The sequence below is a fragment of the Wolbachia endosymbiont (group A) of Icerya purchasi genome, from assembly GCF_947251635.1.
Taxonomy (GTDB): Bacteria; Pseudomonadota; Alphaproteobacteria; order Rickettsiales; family Anaplasmataceae; genus Wolbachia; species Wolbachia pipientis.
In genome coordinates this window covers 783,193-806,094 of sequence record NZ_OX366357.1, presented here as the reverse complement: position 1 = coordinate 806,094, position 22,902 = coordinate 783,193, and the positions used below count along the sequence as shown (strand labels likewise).

General features: G+C 35.5%; 22 protein-coding genes, 2 tRNA genes and 4 pseudogenes. 14 read left to right on the top strand and 14 right to left on the bottom strand.

Translation table 11 applies throughout. The features are described 5' to 3' along the window. Nucleotides 1-163: 163 nt before the first annotated feature. The 3 genes and pseudogenes from OPR17_RS04175 to OPR17_RS04165 form a co-directional block, all read right to left on the bottom strand. On the bottom strand, nt 164-1,393 hold the full coding sequence (locus tag OPR17_RS04175; protein WP_264723950.1) for a cytochrome b: 1,230 nt from the start codon (nt 1,391-1,393) through the stop codon (nt 164-166). A gap of 104 nt (nt 1,394-1,497) precedes the next feature. Beyond that, on the bottom strand, nt 1,498-1,692 hold the full coding sequence (locus OPR17_RS04170; protein ID WP_265021260.1) for a J domain-containing protein: 195 nt from the start codon (nt 1,690-1,692) through the stop codon (nt 1,498-1,500). A 294-nt stretch (nt 1,693-1,986) separates the two neighbouring features. Then, nucleotides 1,987-2,850 (bottom strand): annotated as a pseudogene (locus OPR17_RS04165) (IS982 family transposase); the annotation flags it as partial. A gap of 467 nt (nt 2,851-3,317) precedes the next feature. Between OPR17_RS04165 and hemC the strand changes: the two are divergent. The 3 genes from hemC to OPR17_RS04150 all read left to right on the top strand — a co-directional run bounded on the left by hemC (nt 3,318) and on the right by OPR17_RS04150 (nt 5,419). Further along, a complete protein-coding gene (gene hemC, locus OPR17_RS04160) occupies nt 3,318-4,196 on the top strand; it encodes a hydroxymethylbilane synthase (RefSeq protein WP_265022165.1) in 879 nt (292 codons plus the stop codon). Beyond that, nucleotides 4,187-5,074 (top strand): UDP-N-acetylmuramate dehydrogenase, encoded by an 888-nt coding sequence (murB, locus tag OPR17_RS04155; protein ID WP_265021259.1) that lies wholly within the window; start codon nt 4,187-4,189, stop codon nt 5,072-5,074. The genes hemC and murB overlap by 10 nt, the downstream gene beginning before the upstream one ends. Before the next feature lie 96 nt (nt 5,075-5,170). Beyond that, nucleotides 5,171-5,419 carry a hypothetical protein gene (locus tag OPR17_RS04150; protein ID WP_265021258.1) on the top strand — a complete coding sequence of 83 codons (249 nt, stop codon included), beginning with the start codon at nt 5,171-5,173 and terminating at the stop codon, nt 5,417-5,419. A gap of 58 nt (nt 5,420-5,477) precedes the next feature. On the opposite strand, the gene OPR17_RS04145 is transcribed toward OPR17_RS04150, so the two are convergent. The 4 genes from OPR17_RS04145 to OPR17_RS04130 all read right to left on the bottom strand — a co-directional run bounded on the left by OPR17_RS04145 (nt 5,478) and on the right by OPR17_RS04130 (nt 9,142). Further along, nucleotides 5,478-6,398, bottom strand: coding sequence for an Rpn family recombination-promoting nuclease/putative transposase (locus OPR17_RS04145; protein WP_265021257.1), 921 nt, complete (start codon nt 6,396-6,398; stop codon nt 5,478-5,480). A gap of 265 nt (nt 6,399-6,663) precedes the next feature. Continuing rightward, nucleotides 6,664-8,484: a glutamine--fructose-6-phosphate transaminase (isomerizing) gene (gene glmS / locus OPR17_RS04140; RefSeq protein WP_265022164.1), complete on the bottom strand. Its 1,821-nt coding sequence runs from the start codon at nt 8,482-8,484 to the stop codon at nt 6,664-6,666. A gap of 80 nt (nt 8,485-8,564) precedes the next feature. After that, nucleotides 8,565-8,936: a preprotein translocase subunit YajC gene (yajC, locus tag OPR17_RS04135; RefSeq protein WP_265021256.1), complete on the bottom strand. Its 372-nt coding sequence runs from the start codon at nt 8,934-8,936 to the stop codon at nt 8,565-8,567. Nucleotides 8,937-9,065: 129 nt separating this feature from the next. Further along, nucleotides 9,066-9,142 (bottom strand) — tRNA-Asp (locus OPR17_RS04130). A 191-nt stretch (nt 9,143-9,333) separates the two neighbouring features. Between OPR17_RS04130 and rpsB the strand changes: the two genes are divergently transcribed. Genes rpsB through OPR17_RS04095 form a run of 7 tightly spaced genes read left to right on the top strand, consistent with a single transcriptional unit; the run spans nt 9,334 to nt 13,929 of the window. Beyond that, entirely contained in the window at nt 9,334-10,182 is an 849-nt protein-coding gene (gene rpsB / locus OPR17_RS04125; RefSeq protein ID WP_010962661.1) for a 30S ribosomal protein S2, read from the top strand. After that, nucleotides 10,163-11,023, top strand: coding sequence for a translation elongation factor Ts (gene tsf, locus OPR17_RS04120; protein ID WP_265021255.1), 861 nt, complete (start codon nt 10,163-10,165; stop codon nt 11,021-11,023). The genes rpsB and tsf overlap by 20 nt, the downstream gene beginning before the upstream one ends. Before the next feature lie 10 nt (nt 11,024-11,033). Then, entirely contained in the window at nt 11,034-11,777 is a 744-nt protein-coding gene (pyrH, locus tag OPR17_RS04115) for a UMP kinase (RefSeq protein ID WP_265021254.1), read from the top strand. A 7-nt stretch (nt 11,778-11,784) separates the two neighbouring features. Continuing rightward, on the top strand, nt 11,785-12,342 hold the full coding sequence (gene frr / locus OPR17_RS04110) for a ribosome recycling factor (RefSeq protein ID WP_265021253.1): 558 nt from the start codon (nt 11,785-11,787) through the stop codon (nt 12,340-12,342). Between the two features lie 5 nt (nt 12,343-12,347). Further along, nucleotides 12,348-12,611, top strand: a complete 264-nt coding sequence (locus OPR17_RS07555) for a hypothetical protein (RefSeq protein WP_010962657.1) — start codon at nt 12,348-12,350, stop codon at nt 12,609-12,611. A 6-nt stretch (nt 12,612-12,617) separates the two neighbouring features. Beyond that, nucleotides 12,618-13,313 carry a polyprenyl diphosphate synthase gene (gene uppS / locus OPR17_RS04100; RefSeq protein WP_265021252.1) on the top strand — a complete coding sequence of 232 codons (696 nt, stop codon included), beginning with the start codon at nt 12,618-12,620 and terminating at the stop codon, nt 13,311-13,313. Continuing rightward, complete coding sequence (locus OPR17_RS04095; RefSeq protein WP_265021251.1) at nt 13,303-13,929, top strand: phosphatidate cytidylyltransferase; 627 nt, start codon at nt 13,303-13,305, stop codon at nt 13,927-13,929. The genes uppS and OPR17_RS04095 overlap by 11 nt, the downstream gene beginning before the upstream one ends. A 16-nt stretch (nt 13,930-13,945) precedes the next feature. On the opposite strand, the gene OPR17_RS04090 is transcribed toward OPR17_RS04095, so the two are convergent. Beyond that, nucleotides 13,946-14,137 carry a zinc-finger domain-containing protein gene (locus OPR17_RS04090; protein WP_265021250.1) on the bottom strand — a complete coding sequence of 64 codons (192 nt, stop codon included), beginning with the start codon at nt 14,135-14,137 and terminating at the stop codon, nt 13,946-13,948. A 68-nt stretch (nt 14,138-14,205) separates the two neighbouring features. Further along, nucleotides 14,206-14,712: a pantetheine-phosphate adenylyltransferase gene (gene coaD, locus OPR17_RS04085; protein ID WP_265021249.1), complete on the bottom strand. Its 507-nt coding sequence runs from the start codon at nt 14,710-14,712 to the stop codon at nt 14,206-14,208. Between the two features lie 81 nt (nt 14,713-14,793). Between coaD and OPR17_RS04080 the strand changes: the two genes are divergently transcribed. The 3 genes and pseudogenes from OPR17_RS04080 to OPR17_RS04070 form a co-directional block, all read left to right on the top strand. Then, a tRNA-Phe gene (locus OPR17_RS04080) sits at nt 14,794-14,866 on the top strand. 89 nt (nt 14,867-14,955) lie between these two features. Further along, nucleotides 14,956-15,960: a gamma-glutamyl-gamma-aminobutyrate hydrolase family protein gene (locus tag OPR17_RS04075; protein WP_265021248.1), complete on the top strand. Its 1,005-nt coding sequence runs from the start codon at nt 14,956-14,958 to the stop codon at nt 15,958-15,960. 221 nt (nt 15,961-16,181) lie between these two features. Next, nucleotides 16,182-16,363 (top strand): annotated as a pseudogene (locus OPR17_RS04070) (IS4-like element ISWosp8 family transposase); the annotation flags it as partial. A 4-nt stretch (nt 16,364-16,367) separates the two neighbouring features. On the opposite strand, the gene OPR17_RS04065 reads toward OPR17_RS04070, so the two are convergent. The 5 genes and pseudogenes from OPR17_RS04065 to OPR17_RS04045 all read right to left on the bottom strand — a co-directional run bounded on the left by OPR17_RS04065 (nt 16,368) and on the right by OPR17_RS04045 (nt 20,891). After that, on the bottom strand, nt 16,368-17,252 hold the full coding sequence (locus tag OPR17_RS04065) for an IS982 family transposase (protein WP_265021247.1): 885 nt from the start codon (nt 17,250-17,252) through the stop codon (nt 16,368-16,370). 83 nt (nt 17,253-17,335) lie between these two features. Beyond that, a pseudogene (locus OPR17_RS04060) lies at nt 17,336-17,470 on the bottom strand (IS630-like element ISWpi10 family transposase); the annotation flags it as partial. A gap of 251 nt (nt 17,471-17,721) precedes the next feature. Beyond that, nucleotides 17,722-19,015: pseudogene (locus tag OPR17_RS04055) on the bottom strand (Na+/H+ antiporter NhaC family protein). A gap of 817 nt (nt 19,016-19,832) precedes the next feature. After that, nucleotides 19,833-20,456 (bottom strand): heme ABC exporter ATP-binding protein CcmA, encoded by a 624-nt coding sequence (gene ccmA / locus OPR17_RS04050; RefSeq protein WP_265021246.1) that lies wholly within the window; start codon nt 20,454-20,456, stop codon nt 19,833-19,835. 3 nt (nt 20,457-20,459) lie between these two features. Next, nucleotides 20,460-20,891: a hypothetical protein gene (locus OPR17_RS04045; RefSeq protein WP_265021245.1), complete on the bottom strand. Its 432-nt coding sequence runs from the start codon at nt 20,889-20,891 to the stop codon at nt 20,460-20,462. A gap of 196 nt (nt 20,892-21,087) precedes the next feature. Between OPR17_RS04045 and aspS the strand changes: the two genes are divergently transcribed. Beyond that, nucleotides 21,088-22,890 (top strand): aspartate--tRNA ligase, encoded by a 1,803-nt coding sequence (gene aspS, locus OPR17_RS04040; RefSeq protein ID WP_265022163.1) that lies wholly within the window; start codon nt 21,088-21,090, stop codon nt 22,888-22,890. Nucleotides 22,891-22,902 lie beyond the last annotated feature (12 nt).

Here is a 22,902-nt window from a genome sequence, read left to right as displayed (position 1 = left end):
TGTATACAACGTTCATACAGTTGTGTACATGATGCTGGAATCCATTTATTTTTTTTCTGGATCCCAGTGTCAAGCACTGGGATGACAAAAGAGGGCTCTGGGATGACAGAAGAGAGTTCTGGGATGACAGAGAATTTTGTAAGAGATCTGCTTTGAATTGACATCACCTCATCTCCGGCACAGAATCACTTAAGGTTTTTGGTGGTTCTTTTGGCTTTTCATACTTACTAAGCAGTGGTAAAACTATCACAAAGTATGCAAAGTAATAAAGAGTAGATAGCCTACTCATAGTGATGTAAGGCTCTTTCACCTCTTGTCCTCCAAGCCAGGCAAGAAGTGCAAAATTTATTGCAAAAACCCAAAAAAATTTCTTGAATACCGGGCGATAAGCACCACTTTTAACTTTTGATCTATCAAGCCAAGGTAACAAAAACCACACTAAAATAGATGCAAACATGGTAAGCACACCAGTAAGTTTATCTGGAATTGAACGTAGCATTGCATAAAAAGGTAAAAAATACCACTCTGGCACTATATGTACCGGAGTGACCATAGAGTCAGCTTCTATATAATTGTCTGGATGTCCAAGATAATTAGGAGCATAGAAAACAAATGCGAACAAAACTACAAAAAATAGACCAAAAGTTATGCAATCCTTGACTATATAATAAGGATAGAGAGGAATGGTATCCTTATCTGATTTTACCTCCACTCCACTTGGGTTACCAGAGCCAAACCTATGCAGAGCTATCACATGAAGCATAGCTAAAGCAATAATAACAAAAGGCAGAAGATAATGCAGAGCAAAAAAACGGTTAAGAGTTGGATTATCAACGGAAAAACCACCCCATAACCATATAACTATTTTATTGCCAACTAAAGGTATAGCAGAAAATAAGTTGGTTATAACTGTTGCACCCCAGAAACTCATTTGTCCCCAGGGAAGAACATATCCCATAAAGGCAGTTGCCATCATTGCAAAAAATATAAATATACCAACAAACCACACCATCTCTCGTGGTCTCTTGTAAGATCCGTAATATAATCCACGCATTATATGAATATAAACTACCATAAAGAAAAGTGATGCTCCAACAGCGTGAGTGTAGCGTATTAACCACCCGTAATTCACATCCCGCATTATGCGCTCTACACTATTAAACGCATAATCAACATGCGGAGTGTAGTGCATAGCAAGAAATATACCTGTTATTATTTGTAAAATTAGCGCTATACCAGCCAAAGAGCCAAAGTTCCAAGCATAATTTAAGTTTTTTGGTACTTGATAAGAAGCGGTGTGTTTTAGAAAAGAAAATATAGGCAGTCTATATTCTATCCACCCTAATATGCCTTTTTCTTCTTTTATTACTTCTTTTTTGTTATCTTCCTGCATAACTTAAACCTTTCTGAACACATGTCCATTGCTACTTTTATCTTATTTTTTTATTGTAGCAACTTATCCTTTACGCACAAATAAAAACTTTAAAGCAATATTAATTACCTCTTCAGCAACCTGTCACGTGCTGCGTTTAACTTTTGTGCAAAATATTCCGAGCCTCCCTTATCTGGGTGAACTAATTTCATTAAATTTTGATATGCTTTATTGATTTCATTTTGACTTACCTCAGGATTTAATCCACAACTGTACGAACATTCATTCTTGAAGGTAAACTGCACAGCAAATGGTGTCATTCCAGTCTGGAACCCAGCCTTGCCGTAATCTCATCAAGAACGTTGTGTTTTAACATAAGATCAGCCACTTTTATGCTTACCAACTTAGTGCCCAATCAAAATTCCTGGATCCCAGTGTCTGGGCACTGGGATGACATCCTTCTGGTAGGCTCAAATTGTAATGTTCTTACAGTTGTGGATTTAATCCCAGTATTTTAAATGCTTTATCTTTGGACATGTTACTATTACTGGACTAGTATGATTTTGTCTTGTAAATTTATTCAACAACACTACTCTAAACGCGAATTCTGGATTAAGGAAGGAAGTATAGGAAATAGAAGGCTTTTTGGATTTGATGGAATAGGAGATGAGAGTAGAAAAGATATGAACCAAGAAATCAACAGGGGATCTATGGCGAGTGTGTTCAATTTCTAGTCTATTTTTTAGGTAACCAAAAACAGTCTCAATGATAGACCTTTTTCTCAGTAAAATCTTCTCATTTAGCGAAATTAATGTATTTTTCATACCTTTTTTCACCTTGGTAACAAGTTTCAAACCTCGGTCAAACAGCTTCTGAAAAAGCTCTTTTGCAATATAACCTTTGTCACCAAACAAAAGGCCGGTTAATTTTTCCGTCAAATTTGGCACAGGTATCCTATCATCAACATTGCCTTTTGTTAGCGTAAGTGCATGAATTTCACCATTTTCATTGATTACCATATGTAATTTGAAACCAAAAAACCAGCCGTAAGTACTCTTGCTTAATTTTGCAATTCCAGCAAAAACTTTGTTTTTGGATATTCTTTTTGCATGACAAACTGCAATGGGAGTTGTGTCTATATATGAGATTCCAGTGTTTTCTGACTGTCCACAAAGCCAATGCAACAACATTGCTAAATGCCACAAAACCCTAGGCTTTAGAGCAACAAACCTGGTATATGAAGGCAACTTTGGAAACTCTGATTTGTAGAGCAACGTTAGGTAATGTAGATAGAAAGTTTTGAAATTTTTACACGGAGATTGTTGATATAGCAGGATTATTGTCATGATTTCAGAGTGCTCAATTTCCGTTGTTCTTGTGGGTTTTTTACCATTTGGCAGTAGTTTGCCTGCAAAATTTTTCTCTATATCTCTGCAAAAATCATCGACCAAACAAAACAGTTTTGTTATATCTTCCATGGGTAACCTCATCTATTTTTTTATAATTGCTGAGTTTACCCTGTTTTCTGCCTTTTCTATTCTCCTTTAATCCAGAATTCGCGTTTATGGGGTGTCATCCCAGTGCTTGACACTGGGATCCAGTTTTCCATATAATCTCATCGAAAACATTGTATTTTAACGTAAAACATCTATTTTTATGCTTACCAACTTAATAAAATTCCTGGATCCCAGTGTCTGGGCACTGGGATGACACCATTCTTTTTTCTGGATTCCAGACTGGAATGACACCGTCTTGGATGGAAACCAGTGTTTAGGCACTAGAATCCAGTAAGCTTATTTATGCATATAAAAGGTTATTATTTTGTAAAGTCAAAGTTGCTTTTGGTTTTAAGTTAAAGTACAATAAATGCAAAGGTTTATATAATGAATTAAACTGGATCCAAGTAGTCAGCTACTTGAATGACATCAGACAAACAATCGTACACATGCTAGTCAAAATAGGTACCAGAGGAAGCAAGCTTGCAGTTGCCCAGGCTTTGGAAGCAAAACAAAAGTTGCTGGATTCTTTTCCTAACTTATCTATTGAAATTGTTAAAATAAAAACTTCTGGAGATAAGTATGCAAACGCAAATCTTGCTGAAATAGGAGGCAAAGGATTATTCATTAAAGAAATTGAGACTGAATTGCTCGAAAATAATATAGACATGGCAGTTCATTCGCTAAAAGATATGCCTGCGTTTTTCTCAGGGGGTTTAACAATTCCTTGTGTTTTAGAAAGGCTAAGTTCATGCGATGCGTTTATTTCTCATAAACACAATAGCCTTGAGTCTTTGCCACAGCAGGCTACTATTGCCACTTCTTCAATAAGAAGAAAAGTTCAGTTGTTAAATGTTAGACCAGATTTAAATATAGTACCGCTACGTGGAAATGTAACAACCAGATTGCAAAATCAAAGTTTTGATGGAATAATTCTAGCTGAAGCAGGACTCATAAGATTAGAAAAACATCACTTGATTACAGAGGTATTGCCACCAAAAGTTATGTTAAGTGCAGTGGGGCAGGGGGCGGTTTGTATTCAATGTAGAAGGAATGATGTAAAAATTATCGATCTTTTAGAGAAAATTAATAATAATATGTCTTTTATAAGAGTGAAATCAGAGCGCAGTTTTATGAAAACAGTGAATGGTTCGTGTTTCACACCACTTGCAGCTTTGGCTGAATATGTGAGCGAAAATATGCTACATCTTCGTTGTATGTTAGCAAATGAAAAAGATATATACTTTACTGAGCGCACTTCATTTATAGAAGATGCAGAAGAAATGGGTATGGATGCAGGATTAGAGTTGAAATCAAAATGCTTATAGCCTTACCTAAAGTACGTGGAATCTATCGTTATGACGTCTTAATGTCTAAAGCGACGTGGTTAAACGTCGGTGGACGAGCTGATATATTATTTAAACCACGTGATATTGAAGATTTAACATGCTTGATTAAAAACACTGAGTTGCCAATTAACGTTATCGGTGCAACATCCAACATAATAGTGCGAGATAGTGGCATTCGAGGAATAACAGTAAAATTGGGTAAGGAATTTTCATATATAAAAAGTAAAGGTAACAACTCTATTGTTGCAGGTGGTGCTGCGCTGCTCAGGAACCTTGCTTACTTTGCAGGAGAGCAACAAATTAGTGGACTCGAGTTTCTAGTTGGAATTCCAGGAACAGTTGGTGGCGGAATAGAAATGAATGCAGGTGCGTATGGTAGTGACATCGCAAGCGTTGTACAATCCATAAAAGCAGTGAATCTAGAGGATGGAAACCTATATGAGTTCTCCAGCGAAGAAATGGGGTATTTTTACCGTGGACATAGCCTAAAAGGAAATTGGATTTTTGTTGAAGCTGAGTTTAAAGGAGTAAACTCAGAGTATGAGCTTATACTGCAAAGGTTAAAGGAAATTGTTGAGAGAAAAAATAAAAGCCAGCCAACAAGAGGAAAAACTGCTGGGTGCATATTCAAAAATCCAAAAAACTACCGAGCATGGGAGTTAATTGATAAATCTGGCTGCCTAGGGTTAAATATTGGTGGAGCTAGAATCTCTAAGAAACATTGTAACTTCTTACTCAATTACGATAATGCAACTGCATCTGACTTGGAAAACCTTGGCAACAGAGTAAAAGATGCAGTAAAGGATAAATTTAATGTTGAACTTGAGTGGGAAATAAGGGTTTTGGGTAGCTATTAGATAGTTTTTATAGCTTCTGTATATTCGTTCAGGAGAACGGCAAATAAGGTAAACAAGTAATCTAAAAAAATAATCATAGAGAAACCGTGAGGTAATGTGGTTAATCTTGTAGAACTTTGCAAGAATCTAGAGAGAAAAATAGCAAAGTTATACCAATTCTCATTATTAGTGAATCAAATAAGCGATATTGTAGAGTTATTTAATTGTGGAGTGAGAAAGAAAGGCAATAGTATGGCTTTTTTTTCCATTATTGCCTATCCGTTTGTTGTGCAGTGGGAATTGGTATTAGCTGAACGGACACTATTGTTATACTATATCTTATATACAATTGTGCAATATGGATAATGGCAACAAATTTACTAAGGAAATTCAGTGACTTATGATTGATAATTAAAGTTCTTAATTAGTAACCGTTCACACTTAATTCTTCAATCTCACTAATAGAAAGGCCAGTAAACTTGACAATAGTGTTGACATCAACATTGTTAGCCAGCATTGCTTTTGCGACTTCGATTTTTCCTTCGATTTTCCCTTCCTCTTTACCGATTTTGATGCCTCTTTCTTCGCCAATTTGGATGCCCTTTTCAGTAGCAAGGTCAAGTCTGTATTCAAGAATGGCTTCTTCTTTCCGTAGATCCATTATTCTTTCTTCATAAGCTACTAAATCTTTTTCATTCCAGCTAAACCTGTCTAATTCATCGTAGGCTAACTTTATTACTGGTGCTTTTTCTGCTATTTTCCTTAAGTCTTCTTCCGTAGTTTCATCTGCATATTTGAAGAAAAATAACCAACGATCCACTATGCTTTCTAGCTGTTCTTCCTTATTCTTAGGAAATTTAGGTAGTTCAATAAATACAAATTGAAAATCTTTTAAGTCATGCTCATTGGTTTTCTCATCTCTTATAGTGTGGCTGGATATATAATCAAGCTTATCAGGAAATAAATTACAATTAGAGATAGCAATAAAGAAAACCTTCTTTAAATCAATGTACTTACCAGATTTATCAGCTTGCCTTGAGTAAGCCTTAGCAGCATATAATTGAGCTCGTTTTTCGAAGCCTTTATCGCGAGTAAGCTGCATTTCAATCACATACCTGGCCCCACTAGAATCCCTGCAAAGAACATCAACTATACTTTGTTTATCAGATGCAATTTCAGGATCCATTATAGTACTGAGGAATTCCACTTCTTGTATAGTATTTATCTCAGTAAACCCTAAAATATCATTCAAAAAATGTATGAGAATATTCTTATTTTTTTCAGTGCCAAATATTTTTTTGAAGGTTAAATCCAGCTTAGGGTCGAGAAACTTAGATAAAGCCATAGCCAAAGTGCTTAAAAATATTAATAATTATACACTATTATTAACAATTATTCAACCATATTTTTGAAGATAGCTATGCCGCCGCGGCGCTAACAGGTAGCGGTATGACGAATTACTTAACCGTCATACCGCGATTCATTCGCGGTATCTCGGCATAGATTCCGCTAATTAGTAGCGGAATGACGATTGTGTATCGTGTTTTGCTAAAAATTACAGAATGCAGTCTGGTTACCTTATTAGAAGTTTAGCTTTAACTTTAAATGGACTACTCAACCGTGACAGACTTAGCTAAATTTCTTGGAAAATCTGCATCTAACCCTTTTTTTGCTGCAGTAAAGTAAGCAAGGAATTGTATAGCAACACTGTAGATGATTGGAGAGATAAAATTATCAGTGTCTGGAAGTTGCACCACATCTGCGCAAACTCCCCTTAGGAATGGCGCTCCTTGTTTATCACTGAAGGCAATTACTTTGCCTTTTCTTGCAATAATCTCTTGTATATTAGATAGCGTTTTAAAGAATAAATCATCATAAGGGATAATTGCTATAACAAGCACAGTAGAGTCTATTAAAGCAATAGAACCATGCTTCATTTCTCCCGCTGCAATACCAGTTGTATTGATATATGAAAGCTCTTTTATTTTCAATGCGCCTTCCATTGCAACTCCGTATGAACTTCCTCTGCCGATTAAAATAACGTTATTGTGTTCTAATATACTGCCCGATATATGTTGTATTTTCATCACATTCAAAACGTGCTCAACATACTCGGGAATAGAATTGATAGCACTGCTTAGCTGTTTTATTCTCTCTCCACCCAGTATACCTTTTATTTTTCCAAGCTCCACGGCAAAGCATGCTAAAGTTGCAAGTTGCGCAGAAAAGGTTTTTGTTGAAGCAACACCAATTTCTGGCCCAGCAAGAGTATGTAACACAATATCTGAGATCTTTTCAATGCTGCTGCTAAATGTATTAGTTATACTAATGATTGTTTGCTTCTGTGATTTTGCATAACGCAGCGCTTCTATGGTATCTGCAGTTTCACCAGATTGAGAGATGAATAACCCAATACTGTCTTCTTCCAGCTTGACGTTGCTATACCTAAATTCTGATGAGATTTCTAGATATACTCGAACTTGAGCAATACTTTCCAGCCAATACTTTGCTATTAGTCCAGCAAAATAAGATGACCCGCATCCAACTATAGTAATGTAACTCAGCTCAGAAAACAATTTTTTGTTAGCAAATATTACCTCTTTATATTGCTTGTAAAATTGATTTATTGTTTTGTTTAATGCACGCGGTTGCTCAAAAATCTCTTTTAACATGAAGCTAGGGTAACCATTTTTGCTAATTAGAAAATCACTTGGACTACTATTTTCTATACTGCGTTTAACTTGTGTACCATTGTTGTATATACTAACTCCACTAGATTTTATCACTGCAATGTCATCATCTTCCAAATGCGATATTTTTTCCACAAATGCACTTAAAGCATTAGAGTCAGATGCAGCAAACACTGTGTTACAGTTATAGCCTATTGCTAAAGGCAAATTTCTCTTCGCAACAAATAAGGCGTCTGGATATTCTGCAAATAATAAGACCAAGGCAAATGAGCCATGTAAGTTGTTTAAACACTTAAATAGAGAATCAATTGGCGACAATCCTTCATCAAGATATAAGGTTAGCATGTTTGGTATGATCTCTGTGTCAGTGTCAGTATGGAATGACATACCCCTTTCTTCTAGACCCTTTTTTAGCAGATTGTAATTCTCAATTATGCCGTTATGAGCAACAACAACATTATTTGTACGAATGGGGTGAGCATTTTTAAGGCCTGGGACTCCATGTGTAGCCCAGCGAGTATGTGCTATACCAACTGTACTGTGAGACATCTTGCTATCATCAACAACTTCACATAACCTTTCGACTTTACCTTCTGATTTTTTGACTTCTATCTTACCTTCGTTATTTATGATTGCTATACCTGAAGAGTCATATCCCCTATATTCCAATTTTTGCAACCCAGTTAGTAAAGTTGGTACTACTGAATCACCGCTACTTACTACACCAAATATTCCGCACACAAATGGATCACCAAACAAACTTTTTTCTAAACATGTTAAGCATTTTTGCCTTTATTACTGGTTGATTTATATTCTTTTTATCATTCTTTCGATTTTACCTTTTTAATTGGTTTAGCTGCTACTTTTTGAGTTTCTTTGCTTAAAACCTCAGATATAGCGGACCTTAGGACTTTTATCTCAACTTTTGGTGCTATTTCTATTATAAATTGTGCATTTACTTCATCAACTTTATTAACTTCACCTATTATTCCACCAGAAGTAATGACTGTATCACCACGTTTTATTTGATCTATCATCCTTCTATGTTCTTTTAGTTTTTTTTGTTGTGGGCGAATAATGAGAAAATAAAATACCACAAGTATTAAAATCAATGGAATAAAACTAGTAAAAGATGCATTGATATTCAATGTATTGCTAGTTGCATCTGCTGCAAAAACTTCAGAAATGAACATATTTAATCCTAATTGTTAACGATAAAAATAAACCTATTTAAGTATTAATTGCAATACCATAGCATGTCAAGTTTGGTGAAAGCATTTCTCAATACCGGTTGCGAATTCTAAGTTATGCTAAAACTAATATGGCGGGAGTGATGAGACTTGAACTCACGACCTCATGCGTGACAGGCATGCGCTCTAACCAACTGAGCTACACCCCCCTAATTTCTTTTTAGCGTTTTCGGGCTTCAACTTTAAAGCTAATAAACATGTTGCCCTTTGTCAATATTTTTTGTTTGCGCTTTGCTGTCTTTTCTATTACTATGTAAATAATTTAATTTCACACATGGCTTGTACAAGTAGTCCCATTAGGGTTATGCCATGGAAGATAAACTATTTGGAGGAATGATATATGACAAATTTGCCTAAAGTCACTGTGCGTGATTTAGCTGAATCTGGTGTACATTTTGGTCACAAAATTAGTCGCTGGAACGCAAAAATGGCTCCATACATATATGGAGTGCATCAAGAAAATCGTATACATATAATTGATTTGCGAAAAACACTACCATTGCTACAGGTGGCCATGAAGGCTTTATATGACGTTGCATTTCAAGGTGGTCGCATTCTATTTGTTGGTACAAAGTTTCAAGCTTTTGATATTATTGCAAGTGAAGCGATTCGTTGTGGTCAATATTATGTGAATCATCGTTGGCTTGGTGGTATGCTTACTAATTGGGGCACTGTTTCTTCTTCGATAAAAACCTTGATGCAATATGAGAAAATATTAAATGACGAGGATAGCATTTTAACAAAGAAAGAATTGGGAAACATTGAAAAGAAAAAGCAAAAGCTTGATAAGGCGCTTGGCGGTATTAGAGAAATGGGAGCAATTCCTGATATCTTATTCATCATTGATACTAATAAAGAGCATATAGCGGTTAAGGAGGCTAAGAAGTTAGGAATTCCAATAGTTGCAATACTTGATACTAATTCTGATCCAGATGGTATTACTTATCTAATACCTGGAAATGATGACTCAAGAAAATCAATAGAGCTCTATTGTAAATTAGCTACCGACTCTATATTAGCTGGAATAGAGTCTAGTCTAGCAAAATCTGGAGTTAAGATTGATGATATAAGGGGTGATGAGTTTATTCAAGAAAAAGAAGATGGTATTGTGCAAACTAAAAGGAGACGTAGTAAAGTTTACAAAGAAGAAGAAAGGGAGGTAGTAACAAATGAAGATGAATCCAGATGATATAAGAGAATTACGTGATAGAACAGGGCTTGGCTTAAGTGACTGTAAAAAAGCATTGGAAGAATGTGATGGTGACATCAAGAAAGCCGTTGATAAGTTACGTACAATAGGTCTTGCTAAAGCTGACAAAAAATCTGATAGAATAGCTTCAGATGGGCTCGTTGCTATGTGTTTGACTGAAAATTATGGTGCATTGGTTGAACTCAATTGCGAAACAGATTTTGTTGCAAGGAATGAGAAATTTATAGAGTTAGTTTCAAATTTAGCATCAATTGCTCATCAAGAACGCTGTACTAGCGTTGATGAGTTAAAAAATGCCAAGTATGAAAGCATTGGCACAGTGCAGGAAGCTATTATGAATGGTACATCAGTTCTTGGTGAGAAGCTAGAGTTAAGCAAGCTTTGTTACTTAGAAGCTAAGGATGGAGTTATTGCTGGCTACGTACATGGTGATGTGTGTGGCTTAGGTAAGATTGGTGCTTTAATTGCATTGCAATCATCTGGTGATAAGGCGAAGCTACAAGAAATTGGAAAACAAATAGCTATGCACGTAGTTGCTATGAAGCCTGAAGCTTTGTCTATAGATGATTTAGATCAAATGAAGTTGAAAAATGAACGTTCTATAATTGAAGAGCAAGTGAGGAGCTTAAATAAACCTGAAGAAGTAGCAAAAAAAATAGTAGATGGACGAATGGTTAAGTACTATGAAGAAGTTGTTTTACTGGAGCAAAAATTTATAAAGGATGATAAGATGAAGATTTCTGATTTTATAAAATCAAGCGAGTTGAGTGCTGTTAAACTCTCTAATTACAAGTTACTTGTTTTGGGTGGTGCAAACTAAATGGTAAAAAATGTTTCCCTCAACAAATGAAAAAAGCGAAATAAAATATTCCAGAGTGTTATTTAAAATCTCTGGTGAGGCTTTGATGAGATCAAAGCAATTTGGTCACGATATGGAGACTATAGGTGAGTTATCTAAAGGCATAGTTGAAGTTTGTAATCTTGGAGTTCAGGTATGTATTGTTGTTGGTGGTGGTAATATCTTTCGTGGCACATCTGCGTCTTTAAGTGGTTGTGAAAGAGCAAGCAGTGATTATATTGGAATGCTTGCAACTATAATCAATGCTTTAATTTTACAAAACTTTTTAGAAAAAAATTTAGTAGCTTCGAGGGTATTATCTGCAATACCCATGGCCACTGTATGTGAGCCTTACATAAGAAGGAAAGCTATTCGTCATTTAGAAAAAGGTAGAGTGGTAATTTTTGCAGCAGGCACAGGCAACCCATTTTTTACTACAGATACAGCTGCGGCTTTACGTGCTGTTGAAATGAATTGTGATGTTATTCTAAAGGGTACGCAAGTAAGTGGTATATACTCCGCTGATCCGAAAAAAAATGAGGATGCTGTAATGTATGATAAGCTTTCTTACACGGATTTGTTGACTCGTGATTTAAAAGTTATGGATGCATCAGCAATTTCACTTGCTCGTGAGAATTCTATTCCCATTATAGTTTTTTCTTTGAAGGGAGAAAAAATAGTCAATATTATTAAGGGTCAAGGTACTTATACTATAGTTTCAGATTGTAAACATTAGGTAATTTATGTTAAATGAAATAAAAACTAAAACAAAGGACAGGATGCTAAAAACTATTCAGTCCTTTCATGATGATATTAAAGGTGTACGCACTGGTAGAGCTAGCGCATCGTTGCTTGATGGTATAGTTGTAAATATCTATGGTGGACATCAAAAGTTAAATCAGGTTGCAGGCGTTTCAGTTATAGATAACAAAACTCTATCAATTAAAGTTTGGGATATCGGTGTTATAGGTGAAGTAAAAAATGCTATATTAAATGCCAACTTGAATTTAAATCCTGTTGTTGAGGGCAATACCATACGTATAGCTCTTCCAGACTTAACACAAGAAACCCGTGAAAAATTAGTGAAATTGTTGCATCAGTTTGCTGAAAATGCACGGATTGCCATTAGAAATATACGTAGAGATATTATAGAAGAAATAGAAAAAATGAAGGAAAATAAAGAAATCTCAGAAGATGATTTTCATGGCACTAAAAAGGAAATACAAAATATTACTGATGATAACATAAAAAAGATTGATGGTGAATTGTCCATCAAAGAAAAGGATATACTGAATCACTAAATGATATGGAGAAAGCTTACATAGCAAATGATGTCATTCCAGTGTTTGACACTGGAATCCAGTCTTTACTATACAACTATCTGATGCACTTGTTTGAAATCAAATTTCCTGGATCCCAGTGTCGGAGCACTGGGATGACACCAATTTTGCATTCAAGTATCAACTATTGGTGTCACTACAGTAACTCTCTTCCTGTCATGCAAGTAGCTGACACCTTCCAGGTGTCCATTGAAATCCAAAAAATTTCACTCAAGTCAAAATTAGGTTAAATTTAAATGTTGAATCAAGAATCTTTACCGAAACATTTAGCAATTATTATGGATGGTAATGGTAGATGGGCGAACAATCAAGGAAAGGTAAAAATTGATGGTTATAAAAAGGGCAGTGAAGTTGCATACGATATTGCCAAGTATTGTACGGGCCTAACCATACCCTACTTAACTTTGTATGCATTCTCTATGGAGAATTGGCTTAGACCCAAAAACGAAACTGACTGTCTATTTGATTTATTTTACTCCGTTTTAACTAATGAAGATAAAGTCAATTTCATTTGCAACTGTAACATTAAGTTGAATTTTATTGGCAATTTAAGTCTGTTATCCAGTAAAATATTGGATCAAATTAAAAAAGCAGAAGAAATGACACATAAGAACGATGGTTTATTACTCACTGTGGCAGTCAGTTACGGAGCAAAGCAAGAAATTACACAAGCTATAAGCAATATTATAAAAGAAAATATTGCTTATGTATCAGAAGAGGAATTTGAAAAATTTCTGTATACTAAAGATTTGCCAAAATTGGATTTATTAATTCGCACTGGCGGCGAAAAAAGGTTAAGCAACTTTTTATTATGGCAAGCAGCTTATGCTGAATTGTATTTCTGTGATACTTTATGGCCTGATTTTTCTTGTCAAGATTTGAGTAAAGCATTAGAAGATTATACAAAAAGAGAGAAAAAATATGGTAGATAATGATTTTATAATTAGAATGTTGTCCTCAATAGTAATATTATTCATATTTTCCTTTGCTACATATTTCAGTGATTTATCGTTTTACCTATTGATTTTTTCAATAGCAGTTTTATCTTCTTTTGAATGGTATAATCTAACCCAAGGAAATAAAATTTTATACGTTTTTGCATTATTATTGATTGCACTACCAAGCGCCTCATTAATATATTTATATAATCTACCACAGGGAAAATACGCATTAGTATGGTTCGTTTTAACCATTTGGGGAATTGACGTTACTGCCTACCTATTTGGTAAGAATTTTGGTGGAGCTAAAATTTGCCCAATTCTTAGCCCTGGAAAAACTTGGACAGGACTTCTTGGTGCGATTTTAGCTGGAGTAGTGTGCACAATTTTTGGATCAATATTTTTTGGTCTATTTTCAATTTTTTATTCTCCAATCATTGGCCTTGCAATTGCTATTCTAGCGCAACTTGGCGATTTCACTGAGTCGCTTGTTAAAAGAGCTTACGGTGTTAAAGATAGTGGAAATATGATACCTGGCCATGGGGGAGTGCTCGACCGTATGGACAGTTTCATTTTTACTGCCCCTCTTATTGCTATTTACATAAGCTAAGTCTGCAGAAGTGCCATTAGAGATCATCCCTAGTCAGCTCCCCAACCGCTTCCACAGTACAGTCATGGACAAACGTCTTTTCACAATAAGGGCAGGCTGTTTCCTCTTCTTCTCCCATATCTAAATATATTAATGGATGGCCGGAACCCTCATCATTTTCATCACCATGACAACAAACTTTTCTATTATTAACCCTAACTTTTGACATGCTGCTCCTTTAGCTTATAACATTTTATATATTGAATATACCCATTCAGAAATAAAAAACAACAAGCACTATTCTCCATTTTTTATCCTATTCAGGTTAATCAATTCGTTTTGAACGCCTTTTGATACAAATTTGCTAACATCTTCTCCTAATCTTGCTATTTCCTTTACAAAACTTGATGAAATAAATTGAGTATCTTCAGAAGCGGGAAGAAATATAGTTTCGACTTCAGGAAGAAGTTTATAATTTACCCAACTCATTTGAAACTCGTAATCAAAATCCGATACTGCTCTTAATCCTCTAATAATAACAGAAGCATTCTGCTCTTTGGCAAACTTCACTAGCAACCCATTAAAGGATATAACATCTGCATCAATTCCTAGTCCTTTAATTTCATTTTCAGCCATGCTTGTGCGTAGCTTTGTGTCAAAGGCAGTATGCTTATTAACGTTTTCTGCAACTCCTATTATTAATTTATCGACTAGTTTACACGCTCTTTTGATTATGTCAAGATGCCCAAAAGTTATAGGGTCAAATGTGCCAGGGTAGATTCCTGTTCTGTTATTAATGTTCATCCTTTATTTTTATATAAACTACTTTAAAAACTTTTGATAGACATAATAACATTTTTTATCTAAAAATAAAAGTATACAGTTGGCCTGATAGCTCAGTTGGTAGAGCAAAGGACTGAAAATCCTTGTGTCGCTGGTTCGATTCCTGCTCAGGCCACTTTCCTTTCTTACTAAATTTACCTTTTTGTTGTAAAACGTTCTATAATATGTTATGATATTGATATAAGTGTTGAGAGGGTAAATTATATGTATAAATATTATAGCAGAATATTTAATATCCTATTAATTATAGTTCTATTATTAAGCAATATTACTTATGCTGGCGTTAGTGAAAAACCGGCATCTCAACATGTAACCAGAAAAGAAGAACCAGCGTCAACTGTCTTGACGGCAGAAAATACAGTAAATAATGACATAGTTGTTGGTTTATTGAAAAAGGAAGGAGCATTTGGGCGTGAGGTATCTCAAATTTATGAGATATTCAATAATTTTGAAGTTAAAACCGTACTCATTGATTACAATAAAATAATCAACCTAACAGGAATCCAAGAAAAGTTGCTTATCTTTGCAAAACAAGATGAAGTGTTGGCGCTAGCACTAGACCGAATAAAAATTGAAGTTGCACGATTCATTAAAGAGCAAAAGATAAATAGAATATTTATTCTAAATGATCTTCATCAGCCAAAAACTCGCATTGCTGATTTTTACAACGATCTTGCTACTAAAGCAATTGTAAAAATAGTAGATGACAATCCTGCAATTCATTTACTTGGCATATGTGGTGGATTACAAGACATTATGCGTGCAAAAGGAATTGAAGTAGCGGGTTATGAAAGACAGCAAAAGACCCATTTAATGTCAGCGCTTAATCCAAAGCAGGAAGATGTGCCTTTACAACAGATAAAGATTGTTCCAAATAGTCGTTTAGCAGAAGTAGTAGCCAAATTCCTAATACCTGATGAAAATGGTTGGTTTTCAACATATTTTCCAGATGCTCATTCAGGAGCAGTAAGTAATACACCAGAAAATAGAAGAAAATTGGAGTCACTTGGATATAAAGTTGCAGCATTTTCCAGTGAGGGGGTAATAGAGGCTATTGAAGATAAGCATGGTAATGTTCACTTTCAAAGTCATCCAGAAGCCCTTGTTGTGAAGTCAAATAAAAACCTCTATTTATCAAATCACAAGGAACGTCAAGTGTCTACACTAGTTGCTATAGCGATTATGAATGATTTTCTTTATCGTGCTTAATGGCTATAGCTTTAGGCTTACCGACGATTTGATAAACGACAGATTTGTCATGTATCCGTTCAGGCAATGGCGTCAACTTAAGGAAAAATATCAGCGATAGTGTATAAAATTTCTCTCTAAATTTTTTATCATTAAATTATCCAAAGAGTGCAAGGGACAGCACTTTTGTTTCTATTTTATTGCAACAAAAAAGTTTAAAATGTGTCTTTTTTAGGTGAAACATGCAAAAAGGAAAAAACCTTATTCTACAAATTAAAAATGCAATATACTCGAAAACTTTTCAGAAAATCCATTGTGTTGAGTTTTACACGAACAAGCTTTTTCGACAGTATTTTCTATGATTTTAAAGTTAGTTAAAAAAAGTTTGGGAATAGAATGTGAACTTATGGAGCCATTGACATGTACCCTCAAAACGCGAATTCTGGATTAAGGAAGGAAGTATAGGAAATAGAAGGCTTTTTGGATTTGATGGAATAGGAGATGAGAGTAGAAAAGATATGAACCAAGAAATCAACAGGGGATCTATGGCGAGTGTGTTCAATTTCTAGTCTATTTTTTAGGTAACCAAAAACAGTCTCAATGATAGACCTTTTTCTCAGTAAAATCTTCTCATTTAGCGAAATTAATGTATTTTTCATACCTTTTTTCACCTTGGTAACAAGTTTCAAACCTCGGTCAAACAGCTTCTGAAAAAGCTCTTTTGCAATATAACCTTTGTCACCAAACAAAAGGCCGGTTAATTTTTCCGTCAAATTTGGCACAGGTATCCTATCATCAACATTGCCTTTTGTTAGCGTAAGTGCATGAATTTCACCATTTTCATTGATTACCATATGTAATTTGAAACCAAAAAACCAGCCGTAAGTACTCTTGCTTAATTTTGCAATTCCAGCAAAAACTTTGTTTTTGGATATTCTTTTTGCATGACAAACTGCAATGGGAGTTGTGTCTATATATGAGATTCCAGTGTTTTCTGACTGTCCACAAAGCCAATGCAACAACATTGCTAAATGCCACAAAACCCTAGGCTTTAGAGCAACAAACCTGCTATATGAAGGCAACTTTGGAAACTCTGATTTGTAGAGCAACGTTAGGTAATGTAGATAGAAAGTTTTGAAATTTTTACACGGAGATTGTTGATATAGCAGGATTATTGTCATGATTTCAAAGTGCTCAATTTCCGTTGTTCTTGTGGGTTTTTTACCATTTGGCAGTAGTTTGCCTGCAAAATTTTTCTCTATATCTCTGCAAAAATCATCGACCAAACAAAACAGTTTTGTTATATCTTCCATGGGTAACCTCATCTATTTTTTTATAATTGCTGAGTTTACCCTGTTTTCTGCCTTTTCTATTCTCCTTTAATCCAGAATTCGCGTGTTATACTGTACTTTTTTGCTGCAATTACAGCATTTAGTTTTTTTGAAACATATGCATTATTCCTTACTTTCTTCAGCATTTCTTTTGCTGATTCTACTACTTTTTCATCCAATAATTTTGATCTTAATGCCATTTAAACCTCGCTATTTTACTTGCTTCAGTATGGCTTTTCTTCCATCATTGTCCATCTGTTTGCCCTGTAATGGGAATTGGTATAAACAGAATTAACACGATTTGGCTTTTTGTAGATGAGTAATTCTCTAGGGATTATCCTATTCAATTCTATGATATTATTTTTTGTAACATTGTTATACACGTCATGATAAGGGGGTTGGCGAAGGGTGTCAAGTAATTCCGTTCCTTGTGGGTAAAAAAAGAGAAACTCTAAGTTGCAGCCGCACAACGTTTCTCTTTTCTGCTGTTGATGATTATTTCGCCTATTGTAACTGCCGCTAGAATAAAGCAATAATATACCTGTGTTAATAAGAAATAGGTGATACAGAGGCGATGCTACCTGCTAGCAATAGTTGGGAACCATAAGGTAAGATACCTTTTGTAGCACAAGCAAAAACATCTAATAAGTATGCGCTGCGATGTGGCGCAATACTGTGTTTTTGTGCAAGCCTTTTTGCAATGCCACCACTTAGTAAAATAGCAATGGTATTATTGGCAACTAAGGTAGTAAACATAGACGCAATTCCTGCTATCACAAATTCAGCTTTAGTTTTTGTGATATTGCTTTCATCGATGAGTTTATGCAACGCTTTTTGGCCTTGCTTGTACATTATATGGCTCAATCCACCGATAAATAGAGCAAATATCACTATTTCGTTTACTTTTTTGAAACCGTCATACACGTCATGAGGAAATTGAATGATAGCATAGTCAAAAAAAGTTATTCCTAGCACACCAGCAATAATTATGTTTATAGTTATTGTTACTAAAGTGGCGACTTCAAGCAGCCCCATGATTATTAAAGAAATGTAAGGAATAATTTTTATTATAGAATAATAATCTAAATTTGATATAGAAATAATTTTTGTACTATTTGAGGCAATTGCTAGGTAGATGAGTGTTATAATGCTGGCAATAAGTGCAACTTTAGAGTTCATTTTAAGTTTATCTTTTGCTGAAGCTTCCTGTGAAGAAACAGATGCAATGGTGGTATCAGATATCATCGAAAGGTTATCGCCAAACACGGCACCACCTACTACAGTTGCAGTTCCTATTTCGAGACCAAAAGCTCCACTTTTTGCCAGATTAACAGCTATAGGTACCATCAGCGCAACAACTCCCATAGATGTGCCAATTGCAGTTGAAATAAAAGCAGAAGCCAAAAATACTCCAGGCAGCAGTAATCTTGCTGGAAGGAAATTAAGAATTAAATTAGCAACAGTGTCTGCGCTACCGATTGATTGAGTCACCGCAGAAAATGCTCCAGAAAATAAAAAATTAAACACATAGTAAGGGTGTTTTTGTCACCCATGCCCTTGATAACAGTATCGATGTTATGCTGAATTTTATTTGTACCACGTGAGACAGCAAAAAATAGTGCTGGCAATAAGCAGATTACTGGTGAAACCTGATGAAGTGGATTATCAGTTCCGATAAAAGAAAAATAAGCACCACTTCCAAGATACAAGATTAAAAAAATAATCAAGGGGACAAAAGCTGTCATTTTACTGTACCTAAACTTATAACTATAACTAATTAAGTGGTTTTAAGCAAGTTTGGTTTTCACTAGTTCTACAGGAAGTCAATAGCAGAGTTTTAAACTTCATATTTAATCTACTAAATAAATAGCACATGTAGCTTATTGCTTGACAATAGGATCTAATTGTTGTCTAGATTCCAGCATCACGCGCACAACTGTACGAACATTTGTTTGCGAAGAAATGTTATAGCTGGTTTTGCCTCAAACACAAAGATGTCATCCGAGTAGCTGACTACTTGGATCCAGATTGGATACTGAGTTGGTGAGTATAAAAGTATAGCTAACGCGAGCTCTACGTCATACCGCGATTCATTCGCAGTATCCCTTAGCCGCTAACAAGCAGCGGGATGACGAGCTTATCGTCATGCCGTTGCGAACCTTCATACCACGATTCATTCGCGGTATCTCTAGATCCCGCTAACAAGTAGCGGGATGACGGTTGTCGTTTAGCCATAAATACTTAAGAAATTTACCAAATGAAAAAAAGGCAAAGAAAACCCGTGCTAGTTATCCACTCTCTATTTTAAAATTTGACGTTGGGTGATGTCTTGAACAGCGCGTTTCAGCTTGTATAGGTAAAAACCTAGAAGTTTTATAAAGACATAAGGTGCACATAGTGCAAAAAATTAAACATGACACGCCAGATATACTAAGTTTTTTTTGTCGTTTTATCTGCACAGACTGAAGATAAATAAATAGCTTCAGTTTCATGATAAGGGGGCTGGCGAAGGATGTCATGTAAATTTTTCGTTTCTAACGGTTGTTAACGTGTTGCCAAAAACTATGCAAGAAGTCTATTGAAATCGCGTATATCGATCGTTGTAAAATCACACAATTGCTCTGTAGAGCTATGCCCTGTAATAATTACTATACCATTTTGCTCAGAGCGTATTGAGATTAGGTTCAGCACTAATTCACACGTTGCACTATCAAGATTACAAAATGGTTCATCTATCAGCCAAACGTTTGCATTAGAAATCAAGAGGCGAGCAAGCGCAACTCTCCTTTTCCAGCCTGCAGAAAGTTCGCCATATCTAATATTAAGTACAGGTTGCAACTGCAAGCAATAAATAGCTGCCACAATCAATTCTCTAGTATTTCGTATTCCTGCCCAGAATTCTACGTTTTGAGCAACAGTTAAGCTATCTTTACAGGCATTCTTATGGCCTATATAGACCATAGAAGGTATATAGGATTTTGGATCATCATATATATCTTTTCCGCAGTGCCTTATATTGCCTGATACCGGCGGTAAAAGTCCAGATAAACTTCTAATTAAGCTGGTTTTACCACTACCATTTGGACCAGTGATTAGAATCTTTGATTTTAGCTCAGCTTTAAAACTGAGATTTTTAAATAATACTTTGTTATTACGAGCGCAGGATAAATTTTCACATTCAAGCATGGATTATCTGCCTTTCCCCTTATGTTTACCTTGAGTTGAAGCCTGAGCTTTTACAAACAGCTCCCAAAATCCTTTCTGTCCGCCTTCTCTATGTATCAATTGTGCAAAACGCTGCATTAAACCATTACCCATCATAACCATCTTTGTCCATTTACCTACCGGTTTTGCTATGTCAACTATTTCTGGATCTTCTTTATAAATTTGCACATCTTTTTGTTTCTCGCGTAGCGTTTCTTGTTGTTTCAGCAACTCTTTTTGCTTGTTTTTTTGATACAATTCATTGAATTTTCTGTCTTCTTCCCACTCTTCTTTAAAAACTTTTCTAGGAAATATGATTTTTCTAATGTGATTTTTGTATATTTTTCTCAAAAAGAGAAATACTGCAGCGACAGCAAGTAACGTTATGCTATATATTATGATCTGTGTAAGTGGCATTTCCTGTATCTAATTCATTAAAAATACCCTTACTATTATACCATAATTATAGAAATTGTGCAATTTTTGTGTGAGTAAAGACAGTATAAAAGTAATACTGCTCTATTTCGTAAATTGCACAAATATCCGACGAATGGGCTTGTATGTAGTAAGGTTTATTTCTATACTTTTTAAAGAATTTAGAAGTGAAACAAACATGAACTGCTACAAGACTCACACGTGTGAAGAATTAAGGAAGAACGACGTAGAAAAGGAAGTTACCCTTTCTGGATGGTTATACCGTAAGCGTGATCACGGCAACCTAATCTTTGTTGATTTAAGAGACTTCTATGGAATCACTCAACTAGTATTTAATAATGACAAAGACTTTTTTGATGAGATATCAAATTTAAAATTGGAAAGTGTAATTACTGTTACAGGAATAGTTGAAGCTAGAACTGAAGATACGGTAAACACCTCTATCGCAACCGGGGGAATTGAGGTTGTAGTTAGCAATTTGCACGTTGAATCGGAAGTCGAGTTCCACCGTGATGAAGAAATAGCGAAAGAAGAAAGAAGTATATTAGCGAGCATTGCTGGCGAACAAGAATATCCGGAAAATATGAGATTTAAATATCGTTTTCTTGATTTAAGGCGTGAAAAAGCCCGCAACAATATTATTCTGCGCTCACAAATTATTGCAGAACTCCGCAAGCTCATGATAGAGCAAGGGTTGTTGGAAATTCAAACTCCAATACTTACTGCTTCGTCCCCTGAAGGTGCACGTGATTATTTGGTGCCAAGCAGACTAAATCCTGGTAAATTCTATGCATTGCCGCAAGCTCCACAGATTTTTAAGCAATTGCTCATGGTTTCAGGGTTTGATAAATATTTTCAAATTGCACCGTGTTTCCGTGACGAAGACGCAAGGGCTGACCGTTCTCCGGGAGAGTTTTATCAGCTAGATCTTGAAATGTCTTTTATAACTCAAGAAGACATCTTTCAGATTATTGAGTCTACCTTATATAAAGTGTTTGCTAAATTTTCTCGTAAGTCTGTTGATAAAGATTTTCCACGTATTACATATAAAGAGGCAATGCTCAAATATGGTTCTGATAAGCCAGATCTGCGTAATCCATTATTAATCAGCGATGTTACAGAAATTTTCCGTGATTCAGAGTTCAATATTTTCAAGAGCAATATCGAGCGTGGTATGGTAGTCAGAGCGATCCCTGCACCTAAAACAGCAGAGGAACCACGCAGCTTCTTTGATAAAAGGATAGAACATGCGCAAAGAGAATTCGGTGCTAAGGGTCTTGGATATATAACGTTTGATAAAGATGGTACTGCGAAAGGCCCGATTGCTAAATTCCTCGATGACAATAGGCTAAACTACATAAGAGAAGTAACGAATGTAGGGCCTGGAGATAGTGTGTTTTTTGCTTCTGACAAAGAGAATGAGGCAGCAACAATTGCAGGGAAAGTGCGCACTCTTTTAGGGTCAGAACTCAGTCTTATAGATGACAATATCTTCAAGTTTTGTTGGATCATTGATTTTCCCTATTTTGTATATGACGATAAAAGTAAAAAAATCGATTTCTTTCATAACCCATTCTCCATGCCACATGGCGGCTTGAAAGATTTAGAGGAAAAGAATCCACTGGATATCCTTGCTTACCAATATGATCTCGTTTGCAATGGAATAGAACTGTCAAGCGGGGCGATTCGTAATAACAAACTGGATATCATGTATAAGGCCTTTGCCATTGCAGGTTATAGCCGGGGAGAAGTTGATACAAGATTCGGTGCACTTGTACGTGCATTCAGATTTGGTGTTCCTCCTCATGGTGGAATAGCACCAGGAGTTGATAGAATAGTTATGCTGCTTGCTGATGAGCCAAATATTCGTGAAGTAATCTGTTTTCCTATGAACCAGCAAGGTGAAGATGTTCTAATGGGTGCTCCTTCCAAGGTGGAGGATAAGCATTTACGTGAGTTGTCTTTGCAGATCATTGAGTGAAAAATCTTATAG